The 24,114-nt window shown below is 72.7% G+C and carries 21 protein-coding genes; 10 read left to right on the top strand and 11 right to left on the bottom strand.

Annotated elements, in window-relative coordinates; genetic code table 11:
- Positions 1-167 precede the first annotated feature (167 nt).
- Positions 168-935 (bottom strand): hypothetical protein, encoded by a 768-nt coding sequence (locus tag ACZ5Y0_RS36235; RefSeq protein WP_469132884.1) that lies wholly within the window; start codon positions 933-935, stop codon positions 168-170.
- A 402-nt stretch (positions 936-1,337) separates the two neighbouring features.
- Between ACZ5Y0_RS36235 and thrS the strand changes: the two genes are divergently transcribed.
- Complete coding sequence (gene thrS, locus ACZ5Y0_RS36230; protein ID WP_469132883.1) at positions 1,338-2,558, top strand: threonine--tRNA ligase; 1,221 nt, start codon at positions 1,338-1,340, stop codon at positions 2,556-2,558.
- A gap of 52 nt (positions 2,559-2,610) precedes the next feature.
- The gene (locus ACZ5Y0_RS36225) at positions 2,611-3,573 is read left to right on the top strand and encodes a nucleoside hydrolase (RefSeq protein ID WP_469132882.1); all 963 of its coding nucleotides are present in this window, start codon (positions 2,611-2,613) and stop codon (positions 3,571-3,573) included.
- Between the two features lie 64 nt (positions 3,574-3,637).
- Here the strand turns inward: ACZ5Y0_RS36225 and ACZ5Y0_RS36220 are convergent, their stop codons facing one another.
- Positions 3,638-4,603: an LAETG motif-containing sortase-dependent surface protein gene (locus tag ACZ5Y0_RS36220; RefSeq protein WP_469132881.1), complete on the bottom strand. Its 966-nt coding sequence runs from the start codon at positions 4,601-4,603 to the stop codon at positions 3,638-3,640.
- A gap of 273 nt (positions 4,604-4,876) precedes the next feature.
- Between ACZ5Y0_RS36220 and ACZ5Y0_RS36215 the strand changes: the two genes are divergently transcribed.
- Positions 4,877-6,565, top strand: a complete 1,689-nt coding sequence (locus ACZ5Y0_RS36215) for a glycoside hydrolase family 13 protein (protein WP_469132880.1) — start codon at positions 4,877-4,879, stop codon at positions 6,563-6,565.
- A gap of 23 nt (positions 6,566-6,588) precedes the next feature.
- On the opposite strand, the gene ACZ5Y0_RS36210 is transcribed toward ACZ5Y0_RS36215, so the two are convergent.
- Positions 6,589-7,344, bottom strand: coding sequence for a DUF4142 domain-containing protein (locus tag ACZ5Y0_RS36210; protein WP_469132885.1), 756 nt, complete (start codon positions 7,342-7,344; stop codon positions 6,589-6,591).
- 167 nt (positions 7,345-7,511) lie between these two features.
- On the opposite strand from ACZ5Y0_RS36210, the gene ACZ5Y0_RS36205 reads away from it, so the two are divergent.
- Complete coding sequence (locus ACZ5Y0_RS36205; RefSeq protein ID WP_469132879.1) at positions 7,512-8,342, top strand: MOSC domain-containing protein; 831 nt, start codon at positions 7,512-7,514, stop codon at positions 8,340-8,342.
- Between the two features lie 132 nt (positions 8,343-8,474).
- Here ACZ5Y0_RS36205 and ACZ5Y0_RS36200 read toward each other — a convergent pair whose 3' ends face one another.
- The gene (locus ACZ5Y0_RS36200; protein ID WP_469132878.1) at positions 8,475-8,948 is read right to left on the bottom strand and encodes a carboxymuconolactone decarboxylase family protein; all 474 of its coding nucleotides are present in this window, start codon (positions 8,946-8,948) and stop codon (positions 8,475-8,477) included.
- Positions 8,949-9,044: 96 nt separating this feature from the next.
- On the bottom strand, positions 9,045-10,010 hold the full coding sequence (locus ACZ5Y0_RS36195) for a helix-turn-helix domain-containing protein (protein ID WP_469132877.1): 966 nt from the start codon (positions 10,008-10,010) through the stop codon (positions 9,045-9,047).
- A 113-nt stretch (positions 10,011-10,123) separates the two neighbouring features.
- Between ACZ5Y0_RS36195 and ACZ5Y0_RS36190 the strand changes: the two genes are divergently transcribed.
- Together ACZ5Y0_RS36190 and ACZ5Y0_RS36185 are read left to right on the top strand one after the other, a co-directional pair.
- Positions 10,124-11,179, top strand: coding sequence for a saccharopine dehydrogenase family protein (locus ACZ5Y0_RS36190; protein ID WP_469132876.1), 1,056 nt, complete (start codon positions 10,124-10,126; stop codon positions 11,177-11,179).
- Between the two features lie 96 nt (positions 11,180-11,275).
- The gene (locus tag ACZ5Y0_RS36185) at positions 11,276-12,415 is read left to right on the top strand and encodes an aminopeptidase P family protein (protein ID WP_469132875.1); all 1,140 of its coding nucleotides are present in this window, start codon (positions 11,276-11,278) and stop codon (positions 12,413-12,415) included.
- A gap of 416 nt (positions 12,416-12,831) precedes the next feature.
- On the opposite strand, the gene ACZ5Y0_RS36180 is transcribed toward ACZ5Y0_RS36185, so the two are convergent.
- Positions 12,832-13,362 (bottom strand): FxLYD domain-containing protein, encoded by a 531-nt coding sequence (locus ACZ5Y0_RS36180; protein WP_469132874.1) that lies wholly within the window; start codon positions 13,360-13,362, stop codon positions 12,832-12,834.
- A 167-nt stretch (positions 13,363-13,529) separates the two neighbouring features.
- Here ACZ5Y0_RS36180 and ACZ5Y0_RS36175 point away from each other — a divergent pair, with 167 nt between their 5' ends.
- Positions 13,530-14,030: a DUF7144 family membrane protein gene (locus ACZ5Y0_RS36175; RefSeq protein ID WP_469132873.1), complete on the top strand. Its 501-nt coding sequence runs from the start codon at positions 13,530-13,532 to the stop codon at positions 14,028-14,030.
- 182 nt (positions 14,031-14,212) lie between these two features.
- On the opposite strand, the gene ACZ5Y0_RS36170 is transcribed toward ACZ5Y0_RS36175, so the two are convergent.
- From ACZ5Y0_RS36170 to ACZ5Y0_RS36160, 3 genes are all read right to left on the bottom strand, one after another.
- On the bottom strand, positions 14,213-15,076 hold the full coding sequence (locus tag ACZ5Y0_RS36170) for a M23 family metallopeptidase (protein WP_469132872.1): 864 nt from the start codon (positions 15,074-15,076) through the stop codon (positions 14,213-14,215).
- Between the two features lie 220 nt (positions 15,077-15,296).
- Positions 15,297-16,259: a glycoside hydrolase family 26 protein gene (locus tag ACZ5Y0_RS36165; protein ID WP_469132871.1), complete on the bottom strand. Its 963-nt coding sequence runs from the start codon at positions 16,257-16,259 to the stop codon at positions 15,297-15,299.
- Positions 16,260-16,452: 193 nt separating this feature from the next.
- Positions 16,453-16,905, bottom strand: a complete 453-nt coding sequence (locus tag ACZ5Y0_RS36160) for a GNAT family N-acetyltransferase (protein WP_469132870.1) — start codon at positions 16,903-16,905, stop codon at positions 16,453-16,455.
- Between the two features lie 294 nt (positions 16,906-17,199).
- Between ACZ5Y0_RS36160 and ACZ5Y0_RS36155 the strand changes: the two genes are divergently transcribed.
- The 3 genes from ACZ5Y0_RS36155 to ACZ5Y0_RS36145 all read left to right on the top strand — a co-directional run bounded on the left by ACZ5Y0_RS36155 (position 17,200) and on the right by ACZ5Y0_RS36145 (position 21,728).
- Positions 17,200-18,906, top strand: coding sequence for a lysyl oxidase family protein (locus ACZ5Y0_RS36155; protein ID WP_469132869.1), 1,707 nt, complete (start codon positions 17,200-17,202; stop codon positions 18,904-18,906).
- Positions 18,907-18,983: 77 nt separating this feature from the next.
- Positions 18,984-20,120: a hypothetical protein gene (locus ACZ5Y0_RS36150; protein ID WP_469132868.1), complete on the top strand. Its 1,137-nt coding sequence runs from the start codon at positions 18,984-18,986 to the stop codon at positions 20,118-20,120.
- A gap of 207 nt (positions 20,121-20,327) precedes the next feature.
- Entirely contained in the window at positions 20,328-21,728 is a 1,401-nt protein-coding gene (locus ACZ5Y0_RS36145) for an LCP family protein (RefSeq protein WP_469132867.1), read from the top strand.
- A gap of 324 nt (positions 21,729-22,052) precedes the next feature.
- On the opposite strand, the gene ACZ5Y0_RS36140 is transcribed toward ACZ5Y0_RS36145, so the two are convergent.
- Both ACZ5Y0_RS36140 and ACZ5Y0_RS36135 read right to left on the bottom strand, forming a co-directional pair.
- On the bottom strand, positions 22,053-23,246 hold the full coding sequence (locus ACZ5Y0_RS36140; RefSeq protein ID WP_469132866.1) for an HTTM domain-containing protein: 1,194 nt from the start codon (positions 23,244-23,246) through the stop codon (positions 22,053-22,055).
- Positions 23,236-23,772 carry a DUF5819 family protein gene (locus tag ACZ5Y0_RS36135; protein ID WP_469132865.1) on the bottom strand — a complete coding sequence of 179 codons (537 nt, stop codon included), beginning with the start codon at positions 23,770-23,772 and terminating at the stop codon, positions 23,236-23,238. Before ACZ5Y0_RS36135 ends, ACZ5Y0_RS36140 begins: the two co-directional genes overlap by 11 nt.
- Between the last annotated feature and the right edge of the window lie 342 nt (positions 23,773-24,114).

Below are 24,114 nucleotides of genomic sequence, written 5' to 3'. Positions count from 1 at the left end.
CACCGCCGATCCCCCCCCCCCCCCCCCCCCCCCCCCCCCCCCCCCCCCCCCCCCCCCCCCTCCCCCTCCCCCCCCCCCCCCCCCCCCCCCCCCCCCCCCCCCCCCCCCCACCCGCGCCCTCAGGGTCACCTGGAGAGGGGCGGCACGGGTGCCGGTCGGACACGCTTCTACACCTGCACCCGCCCTTGCTTGCGTACCTCCGTGAGGCGTCGCACGCCCAGTTGGACCGCTGCCTGGGTGGCCTCGTTGGGGACGTCGGTGAGACCGCCGTTGGTGAGGGTGAGGGTGTCCTGGCCCGCGCGGACGGTGGCGACGTCGAGGGCGAGGGCGACGGGGTCGCCGTCGGTGTTCCAGTTGGTGAGGGTGACGCGCAGGCCCTGGCGGACGTCGCCCACCTCGGGCAGCGGCTGCTCGGTGACGGTGGCGTCGAGGACGGTGCCGTCCGGGGCCTTGGCGGTGAAGCGGGCGCACTTCTGCGGCAGCGTCTTCAGCCAGGCGAGGGTGCGGTCGACGTCGGCGGGCCGCCGGTCGGCGAGCTGATAGCGGAGCTGGGCTCCGGTGTCGGCGTCGTCGAGGGCGACGACCGCGAGGGGCGGGGCGCCGAGCAGTTCGTCGCTGTACAGGCCGTCGAGGAGTTTCTGGCAGTCGGCGGTCGGGGTGGTGGCCTTGAGCATGCCGTCCCGCCAGGTCGCGGTGCCGCGGGTCGGTGTCCAGGGTTCGCCGAGGTCGGTGCCGGAGATGAGCGCGGCGTGCGCCTGCGCGTCGGTGAGGACGGGGGAGGCGACCGGTGCGGTGGGCAGGGCCGAGGACCGCTCGACGGTGGGCACGGGAGGCCGGGCGGTCGGCGGGTGTTCCAGCCCGAGGGTGGCGCAGGAGGTGACGGTGACCAGCCCGGTGACGGCGAGGGTGGAGGCGAGGAGGGTACGGCGGGTCATCGGAGGTGCCTCCTGGAGTGGCCGGTGCGCACCGGATCGGTTCCGCGGGGCGGATGGGGGGTGCGCGGGCGTCCCGCGTCCCGGCACCGCGGGGTGCTCCCTCCCACGGCACCACCGCCGCCGTCGGCCGACCAGCGCGGCGGTCCGTCCGGGTTAATCCCCGGCTCGCCGACCCCCGCCCGCTGCCGCCCTCCTCTCGTGCGGCGGGGGTTATTCACTCGTCCACCGGTGCCGGCCGTTGTTACGGTCGCCGTATGAAGCGCGCCGCCCACCCGTCTCTCACGACGACGCCGGAGAGTGTCCCGGCGCGCTGACCAGTGGACGAACCGTCCGAAGCCCCGGGGCGAGTGCCCGGGGCTTCGTCGTGCGGGTGCTCGCCTCCTCACCACAGGAGCGACGACCATGCACGATCACCGCAGGCTGGGCCGCGAGCTGGATCTGTTCGACACCGACCCGCTGATGGGCGCGGGCCTGCCCTACTGGCTCCCGGACGGCGCGATCGTGCGCCACACCCTGGAGGAGTACGTCCGTGAGGCCGAACGCGCCGCCGGCTACCGGCACGTGTACTCGCCGGTCCTCGGCAAGCGGGACCTGTACGAGATCTCCGGTCACTGGGACCACTACCGCGAGGACATGTTCCCGCCGATGGACCTGGGCGCCGAGCAGGTCGTCCTGCGGCCCAGCCTCTGTCCGCACCACGCGCTCATCTACCGTTCCCGATCCCGCAGCTACCGTGAACTTCCCCTGCGTATAGCCGAGTTGGGCGGCATGTACCGCGCGGAGCTGTCGGGCGTGCTCGGCGGTCTGACCCGGGTCCGTGCGATCCACCTCAACGACGCACACATCTTCTGCACCCTGGAGCAGGCCGTGGAGGAGGCCCGCGCGGCCCTCGCCCTGATCGCCCGCGCCTACGCCGACCTCGGCATCCGCGCCTCCCGCCACCGTCTCTCCCTGCCCGGGGAGGGCGGCAAGTACGTCGCCGATCCGGAGCTGTGGCGCGGGGCGACCGCCCTGCTGAGGGAGGTCCTCGACCGCTCCGGCGTCGACTACGAGGCCGCCGAGGGCGAAGCCGCCTTCTACGGCCCGAAGATCGACGTGCAGGTCGTCGACCCGGCGGGTCGCGAGGCCACCCTGTCCACCGTCCAGATCGACTTCCACCAGCCCGAACGCTTCGATCTGCACTACATCGGCCCGGACGGCGCGAAACACCGCCCGGTGATGGTCCACCGCAGCGTCATCGGCAGCGTGGAGCGGGCCGTCGCCCATCTCGTCGAGGAGCACGGCGGTGCCTTCCCGACCTGGCTCGCCCCCGTGCAGCTGGCGGTCCTGCCGGTCGCGGAGGCGCAGGAGGAGCGGGCCCACGAGGTGGTACGGCGGGCGGTGGCCCGTGGCCTGCGGGCCGAGGTGTCCGGCCCCTGCGGTGGCACCCTCGGCGCCAGGATCAGGGCCGCGCGGCTGGTGCCGTACCAGGCGGTGATCGGGGAACGGGAGGCCGACGGCGATCTGGCGGCCGTACGGCTGCGGGACGGCAGACGTCCGGGGGCGGTACCGGTGGCGCGGCTGCTGGACCGGATCGCCGCCCGTGCCGGGGATCGCGGAGCCGAACTCTGGTCCGCTGCGTAAGGTCACGGGTACAGGCCCAACTGACACAGACGTGACCGACAGGAGCGCCACCGTGACCGGTCAGCCCATTCCGGTGATCATCGACTGCGACACCGGGGTCGACGACGCCCTGGCCCTGCTGTTCGCCGTACGGCATCCGGGGCTGGACGTACGGGCGATCACCTGCGTGGCCGGGAACACCGACGTGGACGGTGTGGTCCGCAACACCCTGACCGTGCTGGAGCAGGCGGGGGCCGGTGACATCCCGGTCGCGCGGGGTGCCGAGCGCCCGCTGATCGAGCCGGTGCGCACGGCCCGGCATGTGCACGGGCAGGACGGGATGGGCGACCTCGGGCTGCCCGCGCCCACCCGCCGCCCGGTCGACGTGGACGCGGTGACCCTGCTGCGCCGGGAGATCCTCGCCTCGCCGAGGCCGGTGACCCTGATCCCGATGGCGCCTCTGACGAACATCGCCCTGCTGCTGCGCACGCACCCGGAGGTGGTGGGCAACATCGAGCGGATCGTGTTCATGGGCGGCGCGGTGGCGGCGGGCAACGCGACGGCGGTCGCGGAGTTCAACGTGTGGCACGACCCGGAGGCGGCCGCGATCCTGCTCACCGCCGGGGTGCCGATCACGATGTACGGCCTGGACGTCTTCAAGCAGGTCCTGGTCCCGGCCGCCGACGTGCAGCGGCTTCGCGCCGACGGGGAGCCCCGCCTGCGGCTGGCGGGCGAACTCCTCGCCCACCGTGACCCGGCGACCTCGGGCGACCCCACTCCCACGGGCGGCCTCGGCGACGCGGGCGCGGTCTGCGCGGTCGTCGACCCGGACGGCCTGATCACGGAACGCCTCCCGGTCGAGGTGAGCCTGGCCCCGGGCCCCACCCGGGGCCAGACCGTCGTCGACCGCCGCCCCCGTCCCGGAGAATCCGAGATCCACCACGGGCCGCGCGAACAGGCCCTGGTCGACGTGGCGTTGGGCGTCGACGCGGAGCGGTACGTGAGTCTGTGGCTGACGACGGTGGAGAAGCCGTAGCCGCGGCGCCGCGCGGGTGACGAAAGCTCGGCGAGCAGTCGCCACCCGTGCGACGGGCGCGTCCCTACGCCTGGCCGCCCTTGCGGCGCCGGGTCGCGACGACGATGGCCGCGCCGCCCAGGAGCAGGGCCGCCGCGCCGCCAGCGATGACGGGAGTGTTGCTGTCGGCCCCGGTCTCGGCGAGGTCGCCGCCACCACCGTTGGGGGTGGGGGCCGCGGCCGGGGTGGAATCCGAGGCGGAGGGGGCCGGGGCGGACGTCGACGGGGTCGCCGCGGGCGCGGTCGCGGAAGGGCTCGTCGGGGGTGCCTCGGTGGACGGCGTCGACGAGGTGTCCGACGGGGTGGTCGGCGACTGCTCGACGGGGGGCTGCTCGGCCGGCGGCTGTTCGGCGGGGGGCTGCTCGGTGGGGGTGCAGTCCTTCGTGCCGCCGTTCCAGGCCGCGATCAGCTTGTCCTTGATGACCGGGCGGTCCGGGCCCTTGGGCAGGTCGCCGTGGTCGAAGCCGTCCCTGGCGTCGAGTTCGCCGTCGAACTTCACGGCGCCCCGGTAGAGGTCGATCTGCGCGTAGCAGCCCGCGTCGGGCACGGCGATGTCGAGGGTGTCGCTCGCGCCGGGCTTGACCGTCACGGTGTCGAAGTCGATGAAGACCTGCTCGCCCGAGGTCCGGAAGTCCGGGCCGTGCGCCAGGTAGGAGGCGAGCGAGGCGGTGCAGGTGGTGGCTTTGTCGGCGGTCCGCACGGTGACGTGGACCTTGCCGTCACCGGTCGGCTTCAGGTTCTGGTCGTCGACCTTGACGGAATCGTAGAAGTGCGTGCCGTCGAGCGAGAACTGGCAGCGGTCGGTCTCCGTCTCCGTGCCCGCGCCGGTCCCCGGCTGGTACTGGCCGCCGGACTTCCAGCCGTCGCCGCCGGGTGCCCCGGTGCCGGCCCAGGCTCCGGAAGCGGCGGCGACGGACGCGGTGCACAGGGCGAGTGAGGCGGCGCCCGTCCCCAGCAGGCGGCGCACGGAAACACGTCTCGCTATGGACATGCGATTCCCATCTTGGCGAGTGCGAGTGCCCATCACGGCGGCGTCGCGGCATGGCGATGCCCTCGGTGATGGCGCGGTTCAGAGAAAACACCGGGCCCATCGGTCGCTTGCGCCACGGCGTGGGCTCATCGTGGTTCGCTAGGCGGAGGCCTGTCAACCTGCGGCAAACTCAGGGGAGTTCAAGTTTCCGTCACATCTCACCCACGTACGGAATGATCCCTTCCGCAAGGTGCGGACGTTCCCCTTCCCGGCAAACTGGACAAGCTTGTGTACGTGACCGACTTCGTGCCCGCACCCGAGACAGACCACTCGTCCGCCCCCGACTTCTCCACCCGCGACCCCGACTGGTGGCGGCAGGCCGTCGTCTACCAGGTCTATCCGCGCAGCTTCGCCGACGCCGACGGCGACGGGCTCGGTGATCTGAGGGGCATCACCTACCGCCTCCCGCACCTCGGCGCGCTCGGCGTCGACGCGCTGTGGCTCAGCCCCTTCTACCCGTCCGAGCTGGCCGACGGCGGCTACGACGTCATCGACCCCCGTGCCGTGGACCCGCGGCTGGGCACCCTGGACGACTTCGACGCACTGGTCGCCGAGGCCCACCGCCTCGGCCTGAAGGTGGTCGTCGACATCGTCCCCAACCACACCTCGCACCGGCACGTGTGGTTCGAGGAGGCCCTGGCCGCCGGCCCCGGCTCCCCGGCGCGTGACCGTTACGTCTTCCGCGACGGACGCGGCGCGCACGGCGAACTCCCGCCCACCGACTGGCAGTCGGTGTTCGGCGGCAGCGCCTGGCAGCGCGTCGCGGACGGCCAGTGGTACCTCCACCTCTTCGCCCGCGAGCAGCCCGACCTGAACTGGGACCACGGCGAGGTCCGCGAGGACTGCCGCGCCACGCTGCGTTTCTGGTCGGACCGGGGCGTGGACGGCTTCCGGGTGGACGTGGCCCACGCCCTGGTCAAGGACCTGGGCGAGCCGCTCCGTGACCTCGGCGCCGTCGGAGCGGGCGGCGAGGACGCCCTGACCGCGATCACCCCCGGCACGCACCCCTTCTACGACCGCGACGAGGTCCACGAGATCTACCGCGACTGGCGGCGCCTCCTGGACTCCTACTCCCCGCCGCGTACGGCGGTGGCCGAGGCCTGGGTCCCGGGCGCCCGCCGCGCGCTGTACGCCCGTCCCGACGAGCTGAACCAGGCGTTCAACTTCGAGTATCTGCGCGCGCCGTGGGACGCGGAGACGCTCCGCGAGGTCATCACGTCCTCGCTGTCCACCGCGCGCGCCGTCGGTGCCTCCGCCACCTGGGTCCTCTCCAACCACGACGTCGTCCGCCACGCCTCCCGCCTGATGCTGGCGCCCGGCACGGACCAGAACGCCTGGCTGCTGTCCGGCGGCCACGCTCCGCACGTCGACGAGCCGGCCGGCCTGCGCCGGGCCCGCGCCGCCACGCTGCTGATGCTGGCGCTGCCGGGATCGTCGTACGTGTACCAGGGCGAGGAACTCGGCCTGCCGGAGGTCGCCGACCTGCCCGTGGAGGTCCTCCAGGACCCGCTGTGGGAACAGACGGGCCGGGTCCGCAAGGGCCGCGACGGCTGCCGGGTGCCGCTGCCGTGGACGACCACGGGTCCCTCGTACGGCTTCGGCGCGGGCGGCGCGTGGCTGCCGCAGCCGGAGTCCTTCGCGCGGTACGCCGTCGAGGCGCAGGACGGCAGGGACGGCTCGACCCTGGAGCTGTACCGCACGGCCCTGCGCCTGCGCCGCAAGCTGCTGGACGGCGAGGACCTCACCTGGGCGGAGGGCACCCCGCCCGGCGTGCTGGCCTTCGCCCGCACGGACGGCTGGCGGTGTGTCGCCAACCTGTCGGACGCGCCCGTGCCGTGCCCGCCGGGCGAGGTGCTGCTGAGCAGCACCCCGCTGGACGGCGACGGCCGGATCGGCCCGGACACGACGGTGTGGCTGAGGTAGGGGACGCCCCGAGACGGGTGACCTCACCCCGTCGGCGTGGGGGCGGGCGCCGGAGCGGGCCCGCCGCCCGCCGCCGCGCCGTCGATGTCCACAGGTGTGGACGTGGCGGTGGGCGGCGGGGTGAGGACGACCATCGGCTGGCCCGGTGCCGGGGGCGGCGGGGTCAGGTCCGACTGGGGGAGCTTCGGCGGGGTGGTCTGCTGGAAGAGGGTCTGGTCGAAGTCGACCATGCCGGTCTTCTCCATCACCGTGATGTGGTCGAGGACGGTGTCGTTGGCCTGGTCGGCCAAAGCCCGGATGAGGGTGTTCTTGGTGGTGGAGCGGACCTTGGCGATGGTGTTGAAGATCGAGCCGTGCGTCATGCGCAGGATGTTCGCGAACTCGACGTCGAACTCCTTGCCCGTCTTCGCGTTGATCGTGTTGACGAACGCCACCTGCTGCGGGCTGGCCACATTGGGCAGGGTGATGTTCAGCATGGGCGCGAGCTTGCGGCAGGTCGTGTCGAGCGACGCGTGACCGTCGATCAAGTGCTCGCTGGCGGTCTTGACCGCCGGGCTCTGCCCCTTCTGAAGCCCGATCAAGCCGAGGGGGTACTCCCAGAGCCCGGCCGCCCGCACCTTGACCACGAAGTCCCGGTCGCCCTCCGTCAGGGGCCCCCACTGCGTGTTGGCGATGATCCGGTCGTTCGAGGTGGACACCGTGTCCAGCCCCAGCATCGACGGATAGGCCAGAGCCGCCAGGGTCAAGCTCAGGGCGCCGCCCACGAAGGCAGTTCCCATCGCGTTCCGCGAAAAGCGCACCGTTCCTCCTGCCCGATCGGGAAACACCGCCCGTGCTCGTCCATGCCCGGCGGGTCCAACACACAGGAGTACGGACGAACGCCCTCCGCAACTCAGCCCTTCCGGCAAAACTTGTCGTACGAATTGACGGGGGAAGGGAAGTCGCGGTGTCAGGACAGGCGAACGTCACGGAGTTGACGTACTACCCGGTGAAGGGCTGCGCCGGGATCACGGTGTCCGAGGCGCGGCTCACGCCCGACGGGCTGCCGCACGACCGGGCGTACGTGATCGTCGACGAGAAGGGAAAGCTGCGCTGGCAGTGGGGTGATCCCGGTCTGGCACTGATCCGTCCACAACCTGTGGACACCACGGGCGGGTTGACCTTGTGCGCGCCGGACCGGGGTGAGCTGCGGCTCGACGGGGAGGGGCAGGCCGAGGCGGTGACGGAACTTCCGGGGCAGCCGTACGGCGCCGTCGACCAGGGCGAGGAGGCCGCCACGTGGGTGACGGGCGTCCTGGGCCGCCCGAGCAGGCTGCTGCGCGTAAAAAAGGCACCCGGCGGCAGGGCGGCCAACCACAGCCGTCTGCACGTGGTGTCGCGGGCGAGCCTGGACCGGCTCAACGGCCACCTGACCGAGCGCGGCGTCGCCCCTCTCCCCATGAACCGCTTCCGCCCCAACATCGTCGTGGACGGCTGGGACACCCCCCACACCGAGGACACGGCCGCCCGCCTCTCGGTCGGCGACTCCGAACTCGCCCTCACCGAGCTGACGGTCCGCTGCGCGATCACGATGGTGGACCAGCGGACGGGCCGCAGGGCCGGCCCGGAACCCCTGCGCACCCTGGCGGACTACCGCCGCGCGCGGGACGGGATCGTGTTCGGCGCGTACTTCGCTGTCGAGCGGGAGGGGAGGGTGACGGTCGGGGACGCGGTGGACGTCAAGGTCGTCAAGGACGTCAAGGTCGTCAAGGTCGTGAAGCACGTCATGGACGACTGACACTCGGCCGGAGGGCGACGACCTCGCCGCCGCCGACCGATCCCGTCTCCGGCCCGGTGCCGAGCCACCGGCACCCGCTCCGTCCCCTGGGCATCCACCGCCCGGGGGACGGCCGATCCTTGTCCCGTCCCGTCAGTGGTACTGGCCCACCTCGTAGTCCCCCGCCGGCTGCTGCGTGATCACGTTGCCGCGGTTGAAGGCATTGATGACCGCGATCTGGGTGACGAGCACGGCGAGCTGGTCCTCGTCGTAGTGCTTGGCGGCGTTGGCCCACACCCCGTCGGGGACGCCGCCCGCCGCGTCGGCGATGCGGGTTCCCTCCTCGGCCAGTTCGAGGGCCGCGCGCTCGGCCTCGGTGAAGACCTTCGCCTCGCGCCAGGCCGCGACCAGGTGGAGGCGCTGCGCGGTCTCCCCGGCCGCGGTGGCGTCCTTGGTGTGCATGTCGATGCAGCCGGCGCAGCCGTTGATCTGGCTGGCGCGGAGCATGACCAGCTCGCGGGTCGCGGCGGGCACCGTCGACTCCCCGAGGGTCATGGCGGCGGCGACGATGTGCTTCATGGCCTTGGCCGCTACGGGGCTGGCCATGATGTTCAACCGGGCTTCCATGGTGGGCTCCTGTGTCGTCGTGGGTGCGGTGGGTGTGTCCGCACCTCCTTGACCGGACGGCCCCCGCGGTCCTGACACCGGACGAGGTGACCTGCGTCACCCCATGCGGAACGTGCGCCGGTACGTGTCCGGAGGGACGCCGAGCGTGCGGTTGAAGTGCCGCCGCAGGGTCGCCGCCGTGCCCATGCCGGTCGCATCCGCGATCGCCTCGATGCTGTGGTCCGTGGTCTCCAGCAACTCCTGCGCCCGGCGGATGCGTTGGGTGAGGAGCCATTGGAGGGGGCTGGTGCCGGTCGCCGTACGGAAGTGGCGGCCGAGGTGGCGGGAACTCATCCGGGCCTGACGGGCGAGGTCCTCCACCGTGAGCGGCCGGTCGAGGCGGTCGAGGATCCAGGGGAGCAGCGCGGAGAGGGGATGGTCGTCCCGGTCGGGCACGGGCGCGGCGACGAACTGGGCCTGCCCGCCGGCCCGGTGGGGCGGTACGACGAGGCGGCGGGCGACGGAGTTCGCGACCGAGGAGCCGTGGTCGAGGCGGACCAGGTGCAGGCACAGATCGAGCGCGGCGGCCTTGCCGGCGGAGGTGAGCACGCTGCCGTTGTCGACGTAGAGGACGTCGGGGTCGACCTCCACCCTCGGATGGCGGGCGGCGAGTACGTCGGTGTGGGCCCAGTGGGTCGTGGCCCGCCCGCCGTCCAGGAGTCCGGCCGCGGCCAGCACGAACGCGCCCGTGCACAGGGAGGCCACGCGTGCCCCGGCCGCGTGGGCGGCCCGCACCGCGTCGACCAGCTCCGCGGGCGGGTCCACGTCGACGTCCGCCCATCCGGGGACGATCACGAGGTCGGCGTACGGCAGCCGGTCGAGGCCCGCGTCGGGCTCCAGCCGGAACCGGCCGACCCGCACCGCTTCCGTCCCGCACACCGAGACCTCGTACCAAGGGACGGTCACGTCGACGGGTGCGAAACCGAACACCTCGTAGGCGATGGAGAGTTCGAAGTGCAGCATGCCCTCGGTGACGGCCAGCGCGACGCTGCCGCCGGTCCGCCCGGTTCCCCCATGGTTCATGTCCGGAAGTGTACGGTGCATGTCGTTCCGGACACTCGTGGGCGGGCCACCTCGCGGGTGAGGATGTCGGGACGGCGCAGGACGACGCAGGACGACGCAGGACGGGGAGAGCGATGCGATCGGGTCAGACGGTGACGGTGTTCGGGGCGTACGGGCATACGGGGCGGTTCGTGGTCGGGGAGCTGCTGGACCGCGGGTTCGTCCCGGTGCTCTCCGGCAGGGACGCCGCCAAGCTGCGGGACCTGGCGGCCTCCGGGCCCGCCGTACTCGACGTACGCCCGGCCGCCGCCGAGGACGCGGCCTCGCTCGACCGCGCGCTGGCGGGTGCGGCCGCCGTCGTCAACTGCGCAGGGCCCTTCGCCACGACCGCCGGGCCCGTCGTCGAGGCGGCCCTGCGCGCCGGAATCCCCTATGTCGACGTGGCGGCCGAGATCGAGGCCAACGTGGACACCTTCGAGCGGTACGGGGACCGCGCCCGCGCCGAGGGAGCGGTGATCCTCCCCGCGATGGCGTTCTTCGGCGGCCTCGGCGACCTGCTCGCCACCACCGCCATGGGCGACTGGACGAAGGCCGACGAGGCCCGCGTCGCCTACGGCCTCAGCGACTGGCACCCCACCGCCGGCACCCGCGCCGCGGGCAAGGTCTCCAGCGAGCGCCGCGACGGCCGCCGCGTCCGCTTCACGGGCGGCGTGCTGGAGTACCACCACGACGAACAGCCGCTTCTGGAATGGGAGTTCCCTGCCCCACTGGGCCGGCGGACCGTCGTCGACGAGTTCACGATGGCCGACGTCGTCACCCTCCCCAGCCACCTCGACATCCCCGAGGTGCGCACCGCCATGGCCCTGGACGCGGCCAGGGACCTGGCGTCCCCGGACACCCCGGCGCCGACCGCCGTCGACGAGCGCGGCCGGTCCGCGCAGACGTTCCTCGTCGACGTCGTCGTCCGCTCCGGCGGCACCGAGCGGCGGGCCGTGGCGCGCGGCCGGGACATCTACGCCGTCACCGCCCCGCTCGTCGTCGAGGCGGTGCACCGGATCCTCAGCGGCCGCACCAGGACGACCGGCGTCGCCTCCGCCGGCGCCCTCTTCGACGCCCCCGACGTGCTGCGCGCCCTGTCCGCGCACCTGACGCTCGACGTGGGCGAACGGGCCGTATCGGCCGCGAGGTAGGCCCGCGGTCACCACCCGTACGGCGCAACACCGCCCCGCACCCGCCGCCCCCACCCGCTCCAATGGACGGGGACCGACGGGACGAGGTGGCGCGAGATGAGCGACGAGGCGGCCGGAGCGGCCGAGCGGGCGGCCGCACGGGACGACCACGCGGAGCGCATGGCCCGCGCCGCCCGCGAGGCGGTCGCGGCCGGGCTCTCCGGCGTGCTCGTCACCCCCGGCCCCGACCTGATGTGGCTGTGCGGCTACCGCCCCACCGCGATCACCGAACGCCTCACCCTCCTCGTCCTCACCCCCGACGCCGAGCCCCACCTCCTGGTCCCCGCCCTGGAACGCCCCGACGCGGAGGCGACCCCCGGCGCGGGCGCGGTCCGCATCACCGACTGGCACGACGGCCAGGACCCGTACGCCGCCGCGGCGGGCCTGCTCCGCCCGCACGGCCGCTACGGCGTCTCCGACGCGGCCTGGGCCCTGCACCTTCTCGGCCTCCAGGAGGCACTCCCCCTCACCACCTACCGCGCCCTCACCACCGCCCTGCCGATGCTCCGCGCGGTCAAGGACGAGCACGAGGTGGCCCGGCTCGCGGCGGCGGGCGCGGCAGCGGACGCGACGTACGAAGACATCCTGGGCGTGCGGTTCGCCGGCCGCCGCGAGACGGAGATCGCCGCCGACCTGGCCCGGCTGCTGCACGCACACGGCCACAGTCAGGTGGACTTCACGGTCGTGGGCTCCGGTCCCAACGGGGCGAACCCCCACCACGAGGCGGGGGACCGGGTCATTCGGGACGGCGACATGGTGGTGCTCGACTTCGGCGGCCTGAAGGACGGCTACGGCTCGGACACCTCCCGCACGGTCCACGTCGGCGAACCCACCGACGAGGAGCGCCGGGTCCACGACCTCGTCCGCGAGGCCCAGCAGGCGGCGTTCGAGGCGGTCCGGCCCGGCGTGCCCTGCCAGGAGATCGACCGGGTCGCCCGCGCGGTCGTCGCCGACGCCGGCTACGGCGAGTACTTCGTCCACCGCACCGGCCACGGCATCGGCGTCACCACCCACGAGCCGCCGTACCTGGTCGAGGGCGAGGAACAGCCCCTCGTGCCCGGCATGTGCTTCTCCGTCGAGCCGGGCGTGTACCTTCCCGGCCGCTTCGGCGTACGCATCGAGGACATCGTGACCTGCACGCCGGACGGCGGCCGCCGCCTGAACGGCACACCGCGCGCGATGGCCGTCGTGACCTGACCTCCGGGCGCGCCGGGCCGTCCAGGAGAGGACGGCCGCGCTCCCTTTCTTCCCACCACCCTCCCTTTCTCTCCACCGGCAGTGCCCGCGCGGCGGCCGGCTCGGCGGGACGGCGGCCAGGCAGGCGCGGCGCGCATCGCCGCGAGGCCCTCCCGCCCGCACGGGAGAAGGGCCGTCCCCTCGGCCGGAGGGGGCCTCGGACCGGAGGAGGGTCGGGACCGAAGGAGGGCCCCGGAGTCGAGGAGGGTCGGGACCGGAGGGGGCCTCGGACCGGAGGGGGCCTCGGACCGGAGGGGGCCTCGGGCCGGCGGAGGAGGGTCGGGGCCGGCGGAGGAGGGTCGGGGCCGGCGGAGGAGGGTCCCCGGACCGCAGGGAGCCCCGGACCCGAGGAGGTCCCGGCCCGGAGAGCGAGTCCCTCAGTGCCGCACCGCCCGCGCCACCTCCGCCTTCACCTCGCCCGAGAGCTGGTGACTGCTGCGGGCCGTCGCCGTCCCGGACTTTCCGGCCGGGACATCGGGGACGGTGACGAGGACGGTGTCGAGCCAGGTGCCGTCCGCGTCGGTGAAGTCGACCTGGACGGAGAAGGACCTCGTCGTGGCGTCGGTGTTGGTGGCGGTCACCTCGACCGTGGTGCGGTCGCCGTCCGCCTTCGGGGCGCCGGTCCTCACGTCGTCCTTGGCCTCGGTCCCGCCCTTGATCCCGTCGAGCCTGCGGCCCGCCTCCGCGGTCGCCGACGCGAAGCCCTCCGTGGCCCGCGAGGCGAGGGAGGACGCGGCGGCGGTCGCCCGGTCGCGGGCCGACTCCGCGGCGGACGCGGCCCGGCTCGCCACCCCCGACGGGTTGTCCTCGCCCGAGCAGCCGGTGAGAGAGGTGAGGCCGACGAGTGCGGCGGCGCAGGCCGTGGCGAGCACGGCTGCCCCGGATGGGCGGGTGCGGTGGGCGGGCATGGTGCCTCCGGCGTCGGGGGGAGCGGCGGGTCCTTCCTCCAGTGAAGGTCCGCCCGTCAGGCCGCGCATGCCGGCTCACCCGCTCGGCGCAGTTCCCGTGGTGGTGGCCGTCGTCCGGACGGAGGGTCGGAGGAACGGAACACTCGACAGAGAGGCGGGGCACCGCCATGACTGACGCGTCGCAGCCCAGGAATCGGGAGGGCTCCCCCGTATGGGACCCCTCGCACCAGGGCACCGGTCCCGCCAGTTCAAGCAGTTGGCCCTCGGGGCCGGCCGCCCACGGCGGCTGGGCGGCCGGCGGGGTCACCTTCGCGGGCGTGCTGATGCTGGTCAACGGAGTCCTCGGCGTCTTGCAGGGCATCGCCGCCATCTCCGAGGACGACGTGTACGGCCGCGTCGGCGACTACGTCTACAAGATCGACCTCACCGGCTGGGGCTGGGTCCTGCTGATCGTCGGCGTGGTGGCCGCGGTGACCGGCTGGGGCATCCTCAAGGGCGCGGCCTGGGCCCGTGTCACCGGCATCCTCCTCGCCTCCGTCAGCCTCGTCCTCCAGTTCCTCTTCCTCCCGTACGCCCCGGTCTGGTCGATCGTCCGGATCGCGATCGACGTCTTCGTGATCTGGGCCCTGGCGGTGTACCGGCCGGGGACGCCGGAGCACCGGGCCTGAGGCCGCCGAACAGCACGCCGCGGGTCCCTCCACGAAGAAGCCGCGCCCTGCTGCGCGCGGCGTCCGGCGACACCGGCGGCTTGCGGTGGAACAGCGCGCGCCCCGGCTCCGAACGTCCGGTACCCGTCCGCCGACGGGACGCTCGCGAGGCACCCCCATCGGGGTTTCCGGCGCGGCGGCCGTCACCCGCCGACGTCGACCGACTTCCTCCGCAGCCACGGCAGGGGCGACACCGCGGATCCCATGTACGGCGTGATCCGCACCTCGAAGTGGAGATGAGGGCCGGTGACGTTGCCGGTCGCGCCGGCGAGGCCGAGGCGCTGGCCCGCCGCGACCCGCCCGCCCTTGCGGACGTCGACGCGGGACAGGTGGGCGTACTGCGTGAAGTAGCCGTCGGGGTGGCGCAGGATGACCTGGCTGCCGAAACCGTCGCCGCAGGTCGTCGCGCGGACGGTGCCGGGGCCGACGGCGTACACGGGTGTCCCGCTGGGCACGGCGAAGTCCTGCCCGGTGTGCCGGTTGGCCCAGTGGGAGCCGCGGGCGGCATAGCCGGCGGAGAGCCAGTAGCGGCGGGTGGGCGCCGTCCAGCCCCCGGCGCGGCCCCCGGGCGCGCGGCTGCGGACGCGGGCGGCCGGGCAACGGCCGGCGCGTCCGGAGGGGTCGACGGCGACGGGATCGCCCGCGTCGCGGGCCGCCGACCGCAACACGTCCCACAGTCCGTCGCGGATGGCATTGCGGCGGCGTTCGGCCGATCGGACCGCCGCCGAGCGGGCGTCCCGCGCGCGCAGCCGGTCGACGTGGGCGCGGGCCTGCTCGTGGGCCCGGACGGCCCGAGACGTCTCCTTGCGAAAGGCGTTGCTCCCGACACCGGCGGGCGCCGCGGCGTGCGCGTTCATGTTGTTCCCGGCCCCTGCGGGCAGGGCGGTGAGCGCGACCAGCGCGCCCGCGATCAGTGCCGCGGCCAGTGCCGAAGGGAGGGTGGCCAGGGGCTTCCACGCGGGAGCGAGGCACGTCCGCGGAAGGCGCGCAAGGTGTTCTCGTCGCATCTTGGGATCATCGGACCGGTGGTCGCGGCGGCCGGTACGGCACGCCCTGGGGCGAGCCGGTTCAGCCGAACGGACCTGCCGGCACCGCACCTCCGCCGCCCGGTGGCCGTAACTGCCTCCGCCGTCCGGCCGCCCTCGCCGGCCGGGCTGCCCCCGCCGTCCGGCCGCCACCGCGTGAAGGCCGCCGGTGGCCGGCCGGGCTGCCTCCGCCGTCCGGTCCCTACCGCCTGACGGCCGCCCGGTAGACGGCCGACGCCCGCGGATTGTCCCGGCACCGCCACACACCGTGCGGGCAGTAGTCGCTGATGGTCTGGTACAGCGGCCGCTGCCGCGCGAACCAGCCCAGCATGCCCCGCATGTAGGCGGCGTTGTCCCCGTTCCGGAACAGCCCCCACTCCGGGTACGACACCGGCTTGCCGTGCTCCGCCGCGAACCGCACGTGCGCCGCCAGCCCGTACGGCTCGGCGACCTGCTGCTCGAACGACATGCCCTCGGGCTGGTCGTAGGCGTCCATGCCGATGATGTCGACGTGGGCGTCGCCGGGGTAGCAGTCCGTCCACGGCACGGCGTCCCGCCCCCGGCTCGGCGTGAACTCGAACCGGAACCGCTGCCCCGGCACCGACCGCATCGCCGCCACGATCCGCGTCCAGTACGCCTTCCAGGAGTCGGGATCGGGTCCGCAGCGGTGGGTGTAGGTGATCCCGTTCATCTCCCAGCCGACGACGAGCACGGTGTCCGGCACGCCGAGGCCGACCAACCGGCGCCCCAGCGCCCGGAAGTGACCGTCGTAGGCACCGCGCGCACCCGCGCGCAGCTCCTCCCGCACGGCGTCGTCGGCGAGACGTTCCTCGGTGCGCTCCAGCATCGGCACGTTCAGCACGAACATCCGGTCCGCGCGGGCCGTCCGCCACCCCGCCCAGTGCTCCAGATAACCGGGCGCGCCCTCGATGTTGCTCCACCGGTCCCCGGGCAGATAGGCCCGCCCCACCCGGGGCGTCGCGTCCCCCACCCACCCGTCCAGTCCGGCGATCCGCCGCACCCCGCCGGCGTCGTACCCGACGTACGCCCCGAACACCCCCGCGGGCACCGGCGACCCGCCCCCGAGCGGCACACAGGCGGGCCAGGCGACCAGAGCGACGGCGACGACGAACGCGCCGAGGACAACACGCAGGAGCTGAGGCACCGGCTCATGATGACGACCGCACCCGCACCGGCGGGCGGAACCCGCCACGCGGCACTCGGACGGGGCCGGAGCCGGAGACCAGTTCGGATGTCACTCCCCGCCCCGACTTACTCCGGCAACAGGAACAGAGCACTCCGGACGTCAGCCCCGGCTCCGAACCGTTCCGGCACCAGGACCCCGACCGGTCCGGGTATCAGCCCCGGACCCCGAGCGGCTCCCGCACCAGGAACACGTCGACGGCGTCCTCCCGCTCCAGCACGAACCCGTGCCGCTCGTAGAGCCGGCGGGCCGGGCTGCCCCGCAGGACGTTGAGGCGCAGCCGCACGGAGTCCCGGTCGGCCTCGCCGAGGAACCCGGCGAGCACGGCCGAACCGATGCCGCGCCCCTGCGCGTGCGGCGCGAGATAGAAGTGCTCCAGCCACCGCGCGTCGCCTTCGGGCCGCAACGCCACACACCCGGCGAAGACGCCACCGACCTCGATGACGTGCGTGTACGCGGCGACGAACCCGTCCCGCAGCCGCCCGCGCACCCGCCGCTCGTCGTAGCGCCCGAGCCGCTCCAGATCCGCCCGCAACACCACGGCCCGCAACTCGGCGACAGCATCGACATCGGCCCGGACGGCGGGCCGCAGACCCCACTCGCCCATACCGCCGATGCTACGACCACCCAGCCGCCCGCGAAGGAGCGACCCTTCGCGGGGCCTTTCGAGGGTTCGCCCCGCGTGCGTCTGTCCGGACCCGGCCGATCGGCCGGCCCGGTCGGGCGGTCCCCCGGTTCGGGCGAATTCTGGTCAACAGGCAACCCGAGTAAGGGGTTTACCTCTCTCACAGGGTGCTCACAGGCTCTCCCAGGGACGCGTGGGGTGCGTTCGCAGGGTGGGTGGGTCTGGGGGTTGTCCAGTCCGATGCCACTGACCATGGCACTCGCAGACGAGGAACCGATGACCAGTCAGCCAGACCGTAAGAATCTCAAGCGTGCGGCGTTCGCCGCGGGGGCCGCGCTTGCCGTCGTCGCCGTGGCCGGGGCCGCTCCCGGCGCCGGCGCGGCACCACAGGCCAAGCCCGGGGTGCCGCAGCTCAAGTTGATCGCCGCGTCGAAGTCCGTGACGCTCGACCGGTGGAACTGGGAGGGTGAGCCCGCCGGGGTCTTCCTGGACCTGGGCACCTACATCCAGGTCGAGAACGCGCCGCTGGAGTTCAAGGTGACGCGCAAGTCGTACAAGACGCCCGTCGTCGCCCAGCAGATCCTGCGCGACGGGACGAAGGTGAAGACGAAGACGCTGCCCGCCGGGCTCGTGCGGGACTTCCGCGGGCTGCCCGGCTTCCTGGAGGTGTCCGTCGCGGACGCCGCCGGCAAGGAGGTGGCCGCCACCAAGGGCAACTTCTGCCCCAACAACGCCTCCGGCCGCGTCCGTCCGGACGCCCCGGCCACCTCGCACTATCCGGAGAGCTGCCCCACCAACCCCTTCACCCTGGGATCGGTGTGGGGTGTCGAGAAGGGCTGGGCCGCCAACTCCAGCACCGTCGACTACGACGAGCGCGTGGACCTCCCGGCGGGCGAGTACACCGCCACGGTGGCGGTGGCGAAGAAGTACCGCGACCTGTTCGGCATCCCCGACGAGCGGCCGACCATCAAGGTGACGGTCCGGGAGCAGTCCGACGGGGAGGAGGGCGCCGCGGGGCTGCGGTCCTCCTCCGCGCACGGGGATCACTCCGCACACGGGAAGAACTCCGCCCACGGGGAGCACGCGGCTCACGCCTCCGGCGGGCATCACTACGGGCCCCGCGGCGCTGACGCCCCCACCCCTCCCGCCCTCTCCCACGCCATGGAGGACCGGGGTCTCGCCCACCACCTCGGTGACGGTGCCGGGCACACCGACGGCTCCCGTGTCGCGCCCGCGTTGAAGCCCAACGCCAAGGCGCCCACCGGCCGCGCGAGCGTCCCGGCGAACGTGCCCAAGCCCGACCTGCGGTCCCTGCCGGCCTGGGACATCGCCGTCACCGACGGCGAGGACGGCGACGTACCGGGCAAGGACTACCTCGCGTTCAGCGCGAACGTGTGGAACGCCGGGCCCGCCCCGCTCGTCGTCGACGGCTTCCGCAGCCCCGGCGAGGACCTCATGGACGCCTACCAGTACTTCTACGACGCCGACGGCAAGCAGGTCGGCTACACCCCCACCGGCACCATGGAGTGGGACCCGCGCATCGGCCACGAGCACTGGCACTTCACCGACTTCGCCAGCTACCGACTGCTCAGCGAGGACAAGTCGAAGGAGGTCCGCAGCGGCAAGGAGGCGTTCTGCCTCGCCAACACCGACGCCGTGGACTACACGGTGAAGAACGCAAACTGGCACCCGTTCAACACCGATCTGTCGACCGCGTGCGGCCAGCAGAACTCCATCTCCGTGCGGGAGGTCCTCGACGTCGGCTCCGGCGACACGTACACCCAGTACCGTCCCGGCCAGTCCTTCGACATCACCGACCTGCCGAACGGCACGTACTACATCGAGGTTCTCGCCAACCCGGCCAACCGCCTCCAGGAGACCGACCTCAAGAACAACGTCTCCCTGCGCAAGGTCGTCCTCGGCGGTACCCCGGGGGCCCGCACGGTGTCGGTCCCGCCGTACGAGTTGATCAACACTCCGTAGGAGAAAAGGGGTTGGCCGTCCGACTCCCGTCAGGGGCATGATCCGGTCATGAACCGGAACCGGGGGACCACGACACCATGAGCGCCGCCGCACCCGGCGACGGCGCGTACGACCGGCCGCCCTACCGCCTGCCCGACGCCCCGGCCCGTGCGAACGGGCCGGGCGCGTGGGCGCTCGACGTGCTCCTGCCGTGGCGCCTCGCCCGGCGGATCTACGGCCCGTTCCGCGTGCTCCGCTTCAGCGCGGCCGACGTCGTCGGCCTCGCCGCGCCCGGTCAGCCGGTCGCCACCGTCCTGGCCCAGCAGGCCGCGGACCCGCTCATCGAACGGTTGCTGCTGCCTCGCGCGCTGCTCGGCCTGGGCGCCCTCTTCCTCGTCATCCGCCTGTTGACGGGTGACGGTCTTCTCGAACCGGTCGAGCAGGCAGCCGGCGACAGTGTGCTGATGCTGGCCACCGGCCCCGCCGCCCTGTTCCTGGCCTGCGTGCCGCTCATCGCCGTGGCCCGTCCCGGCACCCGCCGGACGGTGGCGCGCCTGTGCGTCCGGCCACTGCTGACCGCGCTCGTGACGACCGCCTTCTGCGGCCTCTTCGTGCTCTGGGCCGTCCACGGCTACGACTACGTACCGGACCAGGCCGGCTGGCTGGTCCTGGCGCTGCTGTTCGGCCCCTGGCTGACGGTGTTCTCCGGTTCCGTGCTCTTCCTGATCCACCGCAACGCCTTCGGCGTCGGCGGCCACCCCCTGGTCCGCCCCCTGGCCTGCGTGCCGCTCGTGTGGCTCACGGCGATCGCGCACTGCGTCCTCATCGACGCCGTCGAGGCCTACCCCGGCTCGCAGCCCACCCCGGCGTACTTCGTCGCCCTGTTCGCGGGCCCGGTCGGCGTGACCGTCACCGCCGGCGTCGAGATCGTCCTGCTGCGCCGCCGCCACGGGGTCGGCTTCCGCGGCCCGCTCCCGCACCGGCTGCCCCCGGCGCCGGGCCGTTCCACGCTCCCCCCGGCCCTCGTCGCCCGACTGAGGGCCGACCTGACGCACGGCCTCGCCCACCACTGGCCGCGGTACGTCGATCGCGACGGCGTCGTCTGGGCCGTGACGCCCGCCGTGCACGCGGGCCATCGGGTGCTGTGGCCGTACGTGCCCGCCTTCACCGAGCGGACCCGGCCCGCCCTGTGGCCGGAGGTCGAGGCGACGGCGGGTCCACTGCGGCCGAGGTGACCCCACCGGGGGAGGGCAACCCTGCGGTGTCTTGGTGAGTCTGGTGAGTCGTCAGGGGTATCCGGGACGTATGTCGACGTGCATGTAGGGTTTCGTCGTCCACGGTGATCCAACACCGGACGATCCGAGCACGGTGTACGGGGTGAAGAACGGCCGAGGCGGAGGCGAGCGCCGGTGAGCGGGACGAGAAGACGTGGACGTATCCCGGTGGAGGCGACCGGCCGCGGTGGCAGGGCGAGGCAGGGCGGCGGCCGGGGCGGACCCGGCAGGACGCGGCTCACGAGGCGCGGGCGGTTCCTCGTCTGGGGCGCCGGGGTGACCTCCGTGGTCGTCCTCGGCGTCGGCGGTGTCGGCGCCTGGGTCTACAACGACCTCAACAACAACATCGACTCCGCCGCCGTGGACGACAAGCTGGGCGGCGACCGGCCGGAGAACCTCAGTCCGGGGTCGAAGAACATCATGGTCGTCGGCTCCGACAGCCGGGACGGCGCGAACGCCAAGTACGGCAGGGACCTGACCACCATGCAGTCGGACACACTGATGGTGCTGCACATACCGGCCAACCGGAAATGGGCCGCGGTGGTGTCCTTCCCGCGTGACTCCTGGGTGGACATACCGTCGTGCGAGATGGGCGACGGCAAGACGTCCACCCCGCACAAGGCCAAGATCAACGAGGCGTTCGCGATAGGTGGAACCAGCGGCGAGGTGGCCGAGGCCGCCGCGTGCAGCATCAAGACCGTCGAAGCGCACACCGGTCTGCGCATCGACCACTTCATGTCGGTCGACTTCTCCGGCTTCAAGGGCATGGTCGACGCGCTCGACGGCATCGAGGTCTGCCCGAAGGAGCCCATCAAGTCCGACAAGGCCAGACTGGAGATGGACGCCGGCTGCCAGAACGTCGACGGCGAGACGGCCCTCGGATACGTCCGCGTCCGCTACGGCGTCGGCGACAGTTCCGACATCGGCCGCATCGGACGCCAGCAGGAATTCATGAACTCCCTCGCGGAAAAGGCCAAGTCGAAGCTGACCAGCCCCGACGCGCTGTACGGCTTCCTCCAGTCCGCCACCAAGTCGCTGACCACGGACCCGGACCTGGCGGGCATCAAGCCGATCTACGGGCTGGCCAACGAGCTCAAGGGCATACCCAGCGACCGTCTTGCCTTCCTCACCGTGCCCAACTATCCGCGGGAGGCGGACGTCCCCACGGACCGCGCCAACGTCGTCTGGCAGTACCCGCAGGCCGCCGACCTCTTCACCGCACTGGCCAGGGACAAGGAGATGACCAAGGCCCAGCTCCAGGCGGCGACGAAGAACCTGGTCTACGCCTCCCAGGTCAGCGTCCGGGTCCTCAACGGCACGGGACGGTCCGGGCGTGCCGCGGCCGTCGCCGAGAAGCTGCGCACGATGGGCTTCACCGTGAGCGGTACGGGCAACGCCCCCGAGACGGTGACCCGGACGTCCGTCAGCTTCCCGGCCGGGCTGGAGAAGCAGGCCGCCGTGCTGTCCGCACGGCTGCCGAAGGCGCGGTCGGCCGCGGCGGCGGACGCGCAGGCGGGTGTCGTCACGCTGGTCGTCGGGCCGGACCTGGACGTCGACGAGATGGGCTGACCGGGCCTGCCGCGACTCGAGTTGGCGAGGCGCGGGAATCCGTGTAATATTGATCTTGAGCTGGTCGCCACAACAACGGCGAAACGGTTCTGCGTTGGTGGTCCAAGGAAAGACGCCCCACTTCCTGTGGGGAGATGCAGGTGCAAGGCCTGCCCGGCGCTCCGACGAACGAGCCCCTCCCGCGTCAAGCGGGAGGGGCTCGTCCTGTTTCTGCCTGGCCGCCGCAGCCCCGGCCCGTGCCCCGGCCGCCGTGATACGGCCGGGGCACGGCGGATGATCCCGATGTCGCCGGCCACGGGCCATGACCGGACGGTGCCGCCCGGCTCAGCCGCCGTTCGGGGGAACCCGCGGGGAGGCGGGCCCGATGCCGGGAGCGGCCTCTTCGCGTCCGGCCGGAAGGACGGCTCGTGGCGGCGAGTCGAGTGCGCCGCCGGGCCGGACCTGCGCGGGTACTGCTCCGGGCCCTGCCGTCTGGCCGGGTGCGGGGCGCCCCCCGCCCGTCCGCCGCACAGCGCGTCGGCAGAGGTGAGGGAGGAAGGCGTAGAAGCGGTCGGGGAGGAACACCGCGTCGGCGATGATCATCGCGCCGGAGAAGAGGGGCAGTCCCAAGAGCACGGCGATGCCGATGTGCATGCTCAGCAGCAGGGCGAGAACGGGGTACTTGAGCCTGCCGAAGAGCACGAACGGGAAGGCCACCTGAAGGAGCACGGTCATGTAGCCCGCGATCGTGACCAGAAGGGTGTACTCGTCCACGAAGTGGGAGAGTGCGGGCCAGGGCCGGAAGAGTTCCAGGTTCAGGGCGTAGTGGAGAGCGGTGCCGCCGCCCCAGGACGCGCCCTGGACCTTGTACAGACCGGCTGACCCGTAGAGAAAGCAGACCTGTGCGGCGATGACGAACATGCCGCAGTTGTGCACCACGGTGGTCAGGGTGGTGCGGGCATCGTTGAGTTGCCGCGCCAAGAGGCCCCCCGCCGCTTGTGACGAGCTGCCCGCTCGCAGTGCCCTCAGCCTGTTTCTGCGCGCGTCCAGGGACCAGCGTCGGCCGCACGCGGTGAGGACGAGGTAGAGGGCCATCAGCAGGACCAGGTTGTCACCCCCGTCCGTCATGAAGATCGCCCGCCCGTGGAACGACACCACCACGACGGCGAAGACGACGGACGTGACGCGGGTCCGCCAGCCCAGCATGAAGAGCGCGGACGTGACGAGGGCCAGCCCGTAGCAGAGTTCGAAGTAGGCGCGGTCGTCGGACAGGGCCAGGACGCTCCTCCACCCTGTCTGTTCGAAGAGCTGGTGTGCCAGGGCCGGCGTCCAGGGAGAGTCAGGACCCCAGATCTGGGCACGGTGGGGGAACTCGCGGAGCAGGAAGATCAGGTAGAGCAGTCCGTAGCCGATGCGCAGCACCGACGCGCCGTACAGGGACACCGGCCGACCGGTCACCAGGTCCCACGCGGCGCCGATCCGGTCGGCGAGCCACCGGTGGCCGACGACGGACGTGGTCCTTCGCGCCTCACTCTCCATGGCCGGTCACCTTCCACCAGGGCAGGAGCCGGTTCTCGACCGGCGTGGGGGGACGGTTGCCGCCGACCGTGCGGGGCGCCGCGACGGGCAGGGTGACGACGCGCAGTTGGATGAAGTCGAAGGCTGCGCCGCCGTGGGCGGCGACGCGGTCCGCGGCGATGTTGCCCAGGTACTTCTGCATCATCAGGGCGCGCTCCGTACGGGCCCTGTCGTCTCCTCCGTGCGAGTCGACGTAGCCGGCCCAGGCGCGGCGCAACATGTTCTGTGCCGTGTGACTCGGAAACGGTTGATGTGCGACTGCGGCAGCGTCCACGGCGGTCAGGTCGAACCAGGAACTCACCCGTACCGACCCGTCGGCGTCGGTGTGCGCGGTCCTCGCCAGGATCTGCCGGTTGACGGATTCGGGATCGGGGGCGAAAAGCCGCCAATTCTGTTCGAAGTAGGGGTACACCCAGGAATTGATCACCTGGGAGTATCGCTGGGATACGGGGTTCGCCGGTGCCACGTGGAGGAATACCAGAACCACGTGGACGACACTCGCCGTGAGGCACAGGAACACGGTGCCGCACAGTCCGTATTTCAGCGCGCGGGCACGTCTCGGCAACCTGGGTGGTGCGGCCGTGGCGTCAGGACATTCCTGCACGACCGGACCTGATTCGGAGTGCTGAACTTCCTTCGTGTCCGCTGAGTCGATTCCGCCCGACACCGCACACCCTGTCTTTCTTATTTCAACTGATCGCATCTGCGTTTTCGGCCGGCTGCCACCGACGGCGGGGGGGGGGGGGGGGGGGGGGGGGGGGGGGGGGGGGGGGGGGAGGGGGGGGGGGGGGAGGGGAAGGGGGAGGAGGGACCTTCGGGCATTTTGGGG

The sequence above is a fragment of the Streptomyces sp. NPDC033216 genome (assembly GCF_055577115.1).
The sequence above is the reverse complement of the archived record's forward strand: the minus strand, read 5'-3'. Positions and strand labels throughout refer to the sequence as shown.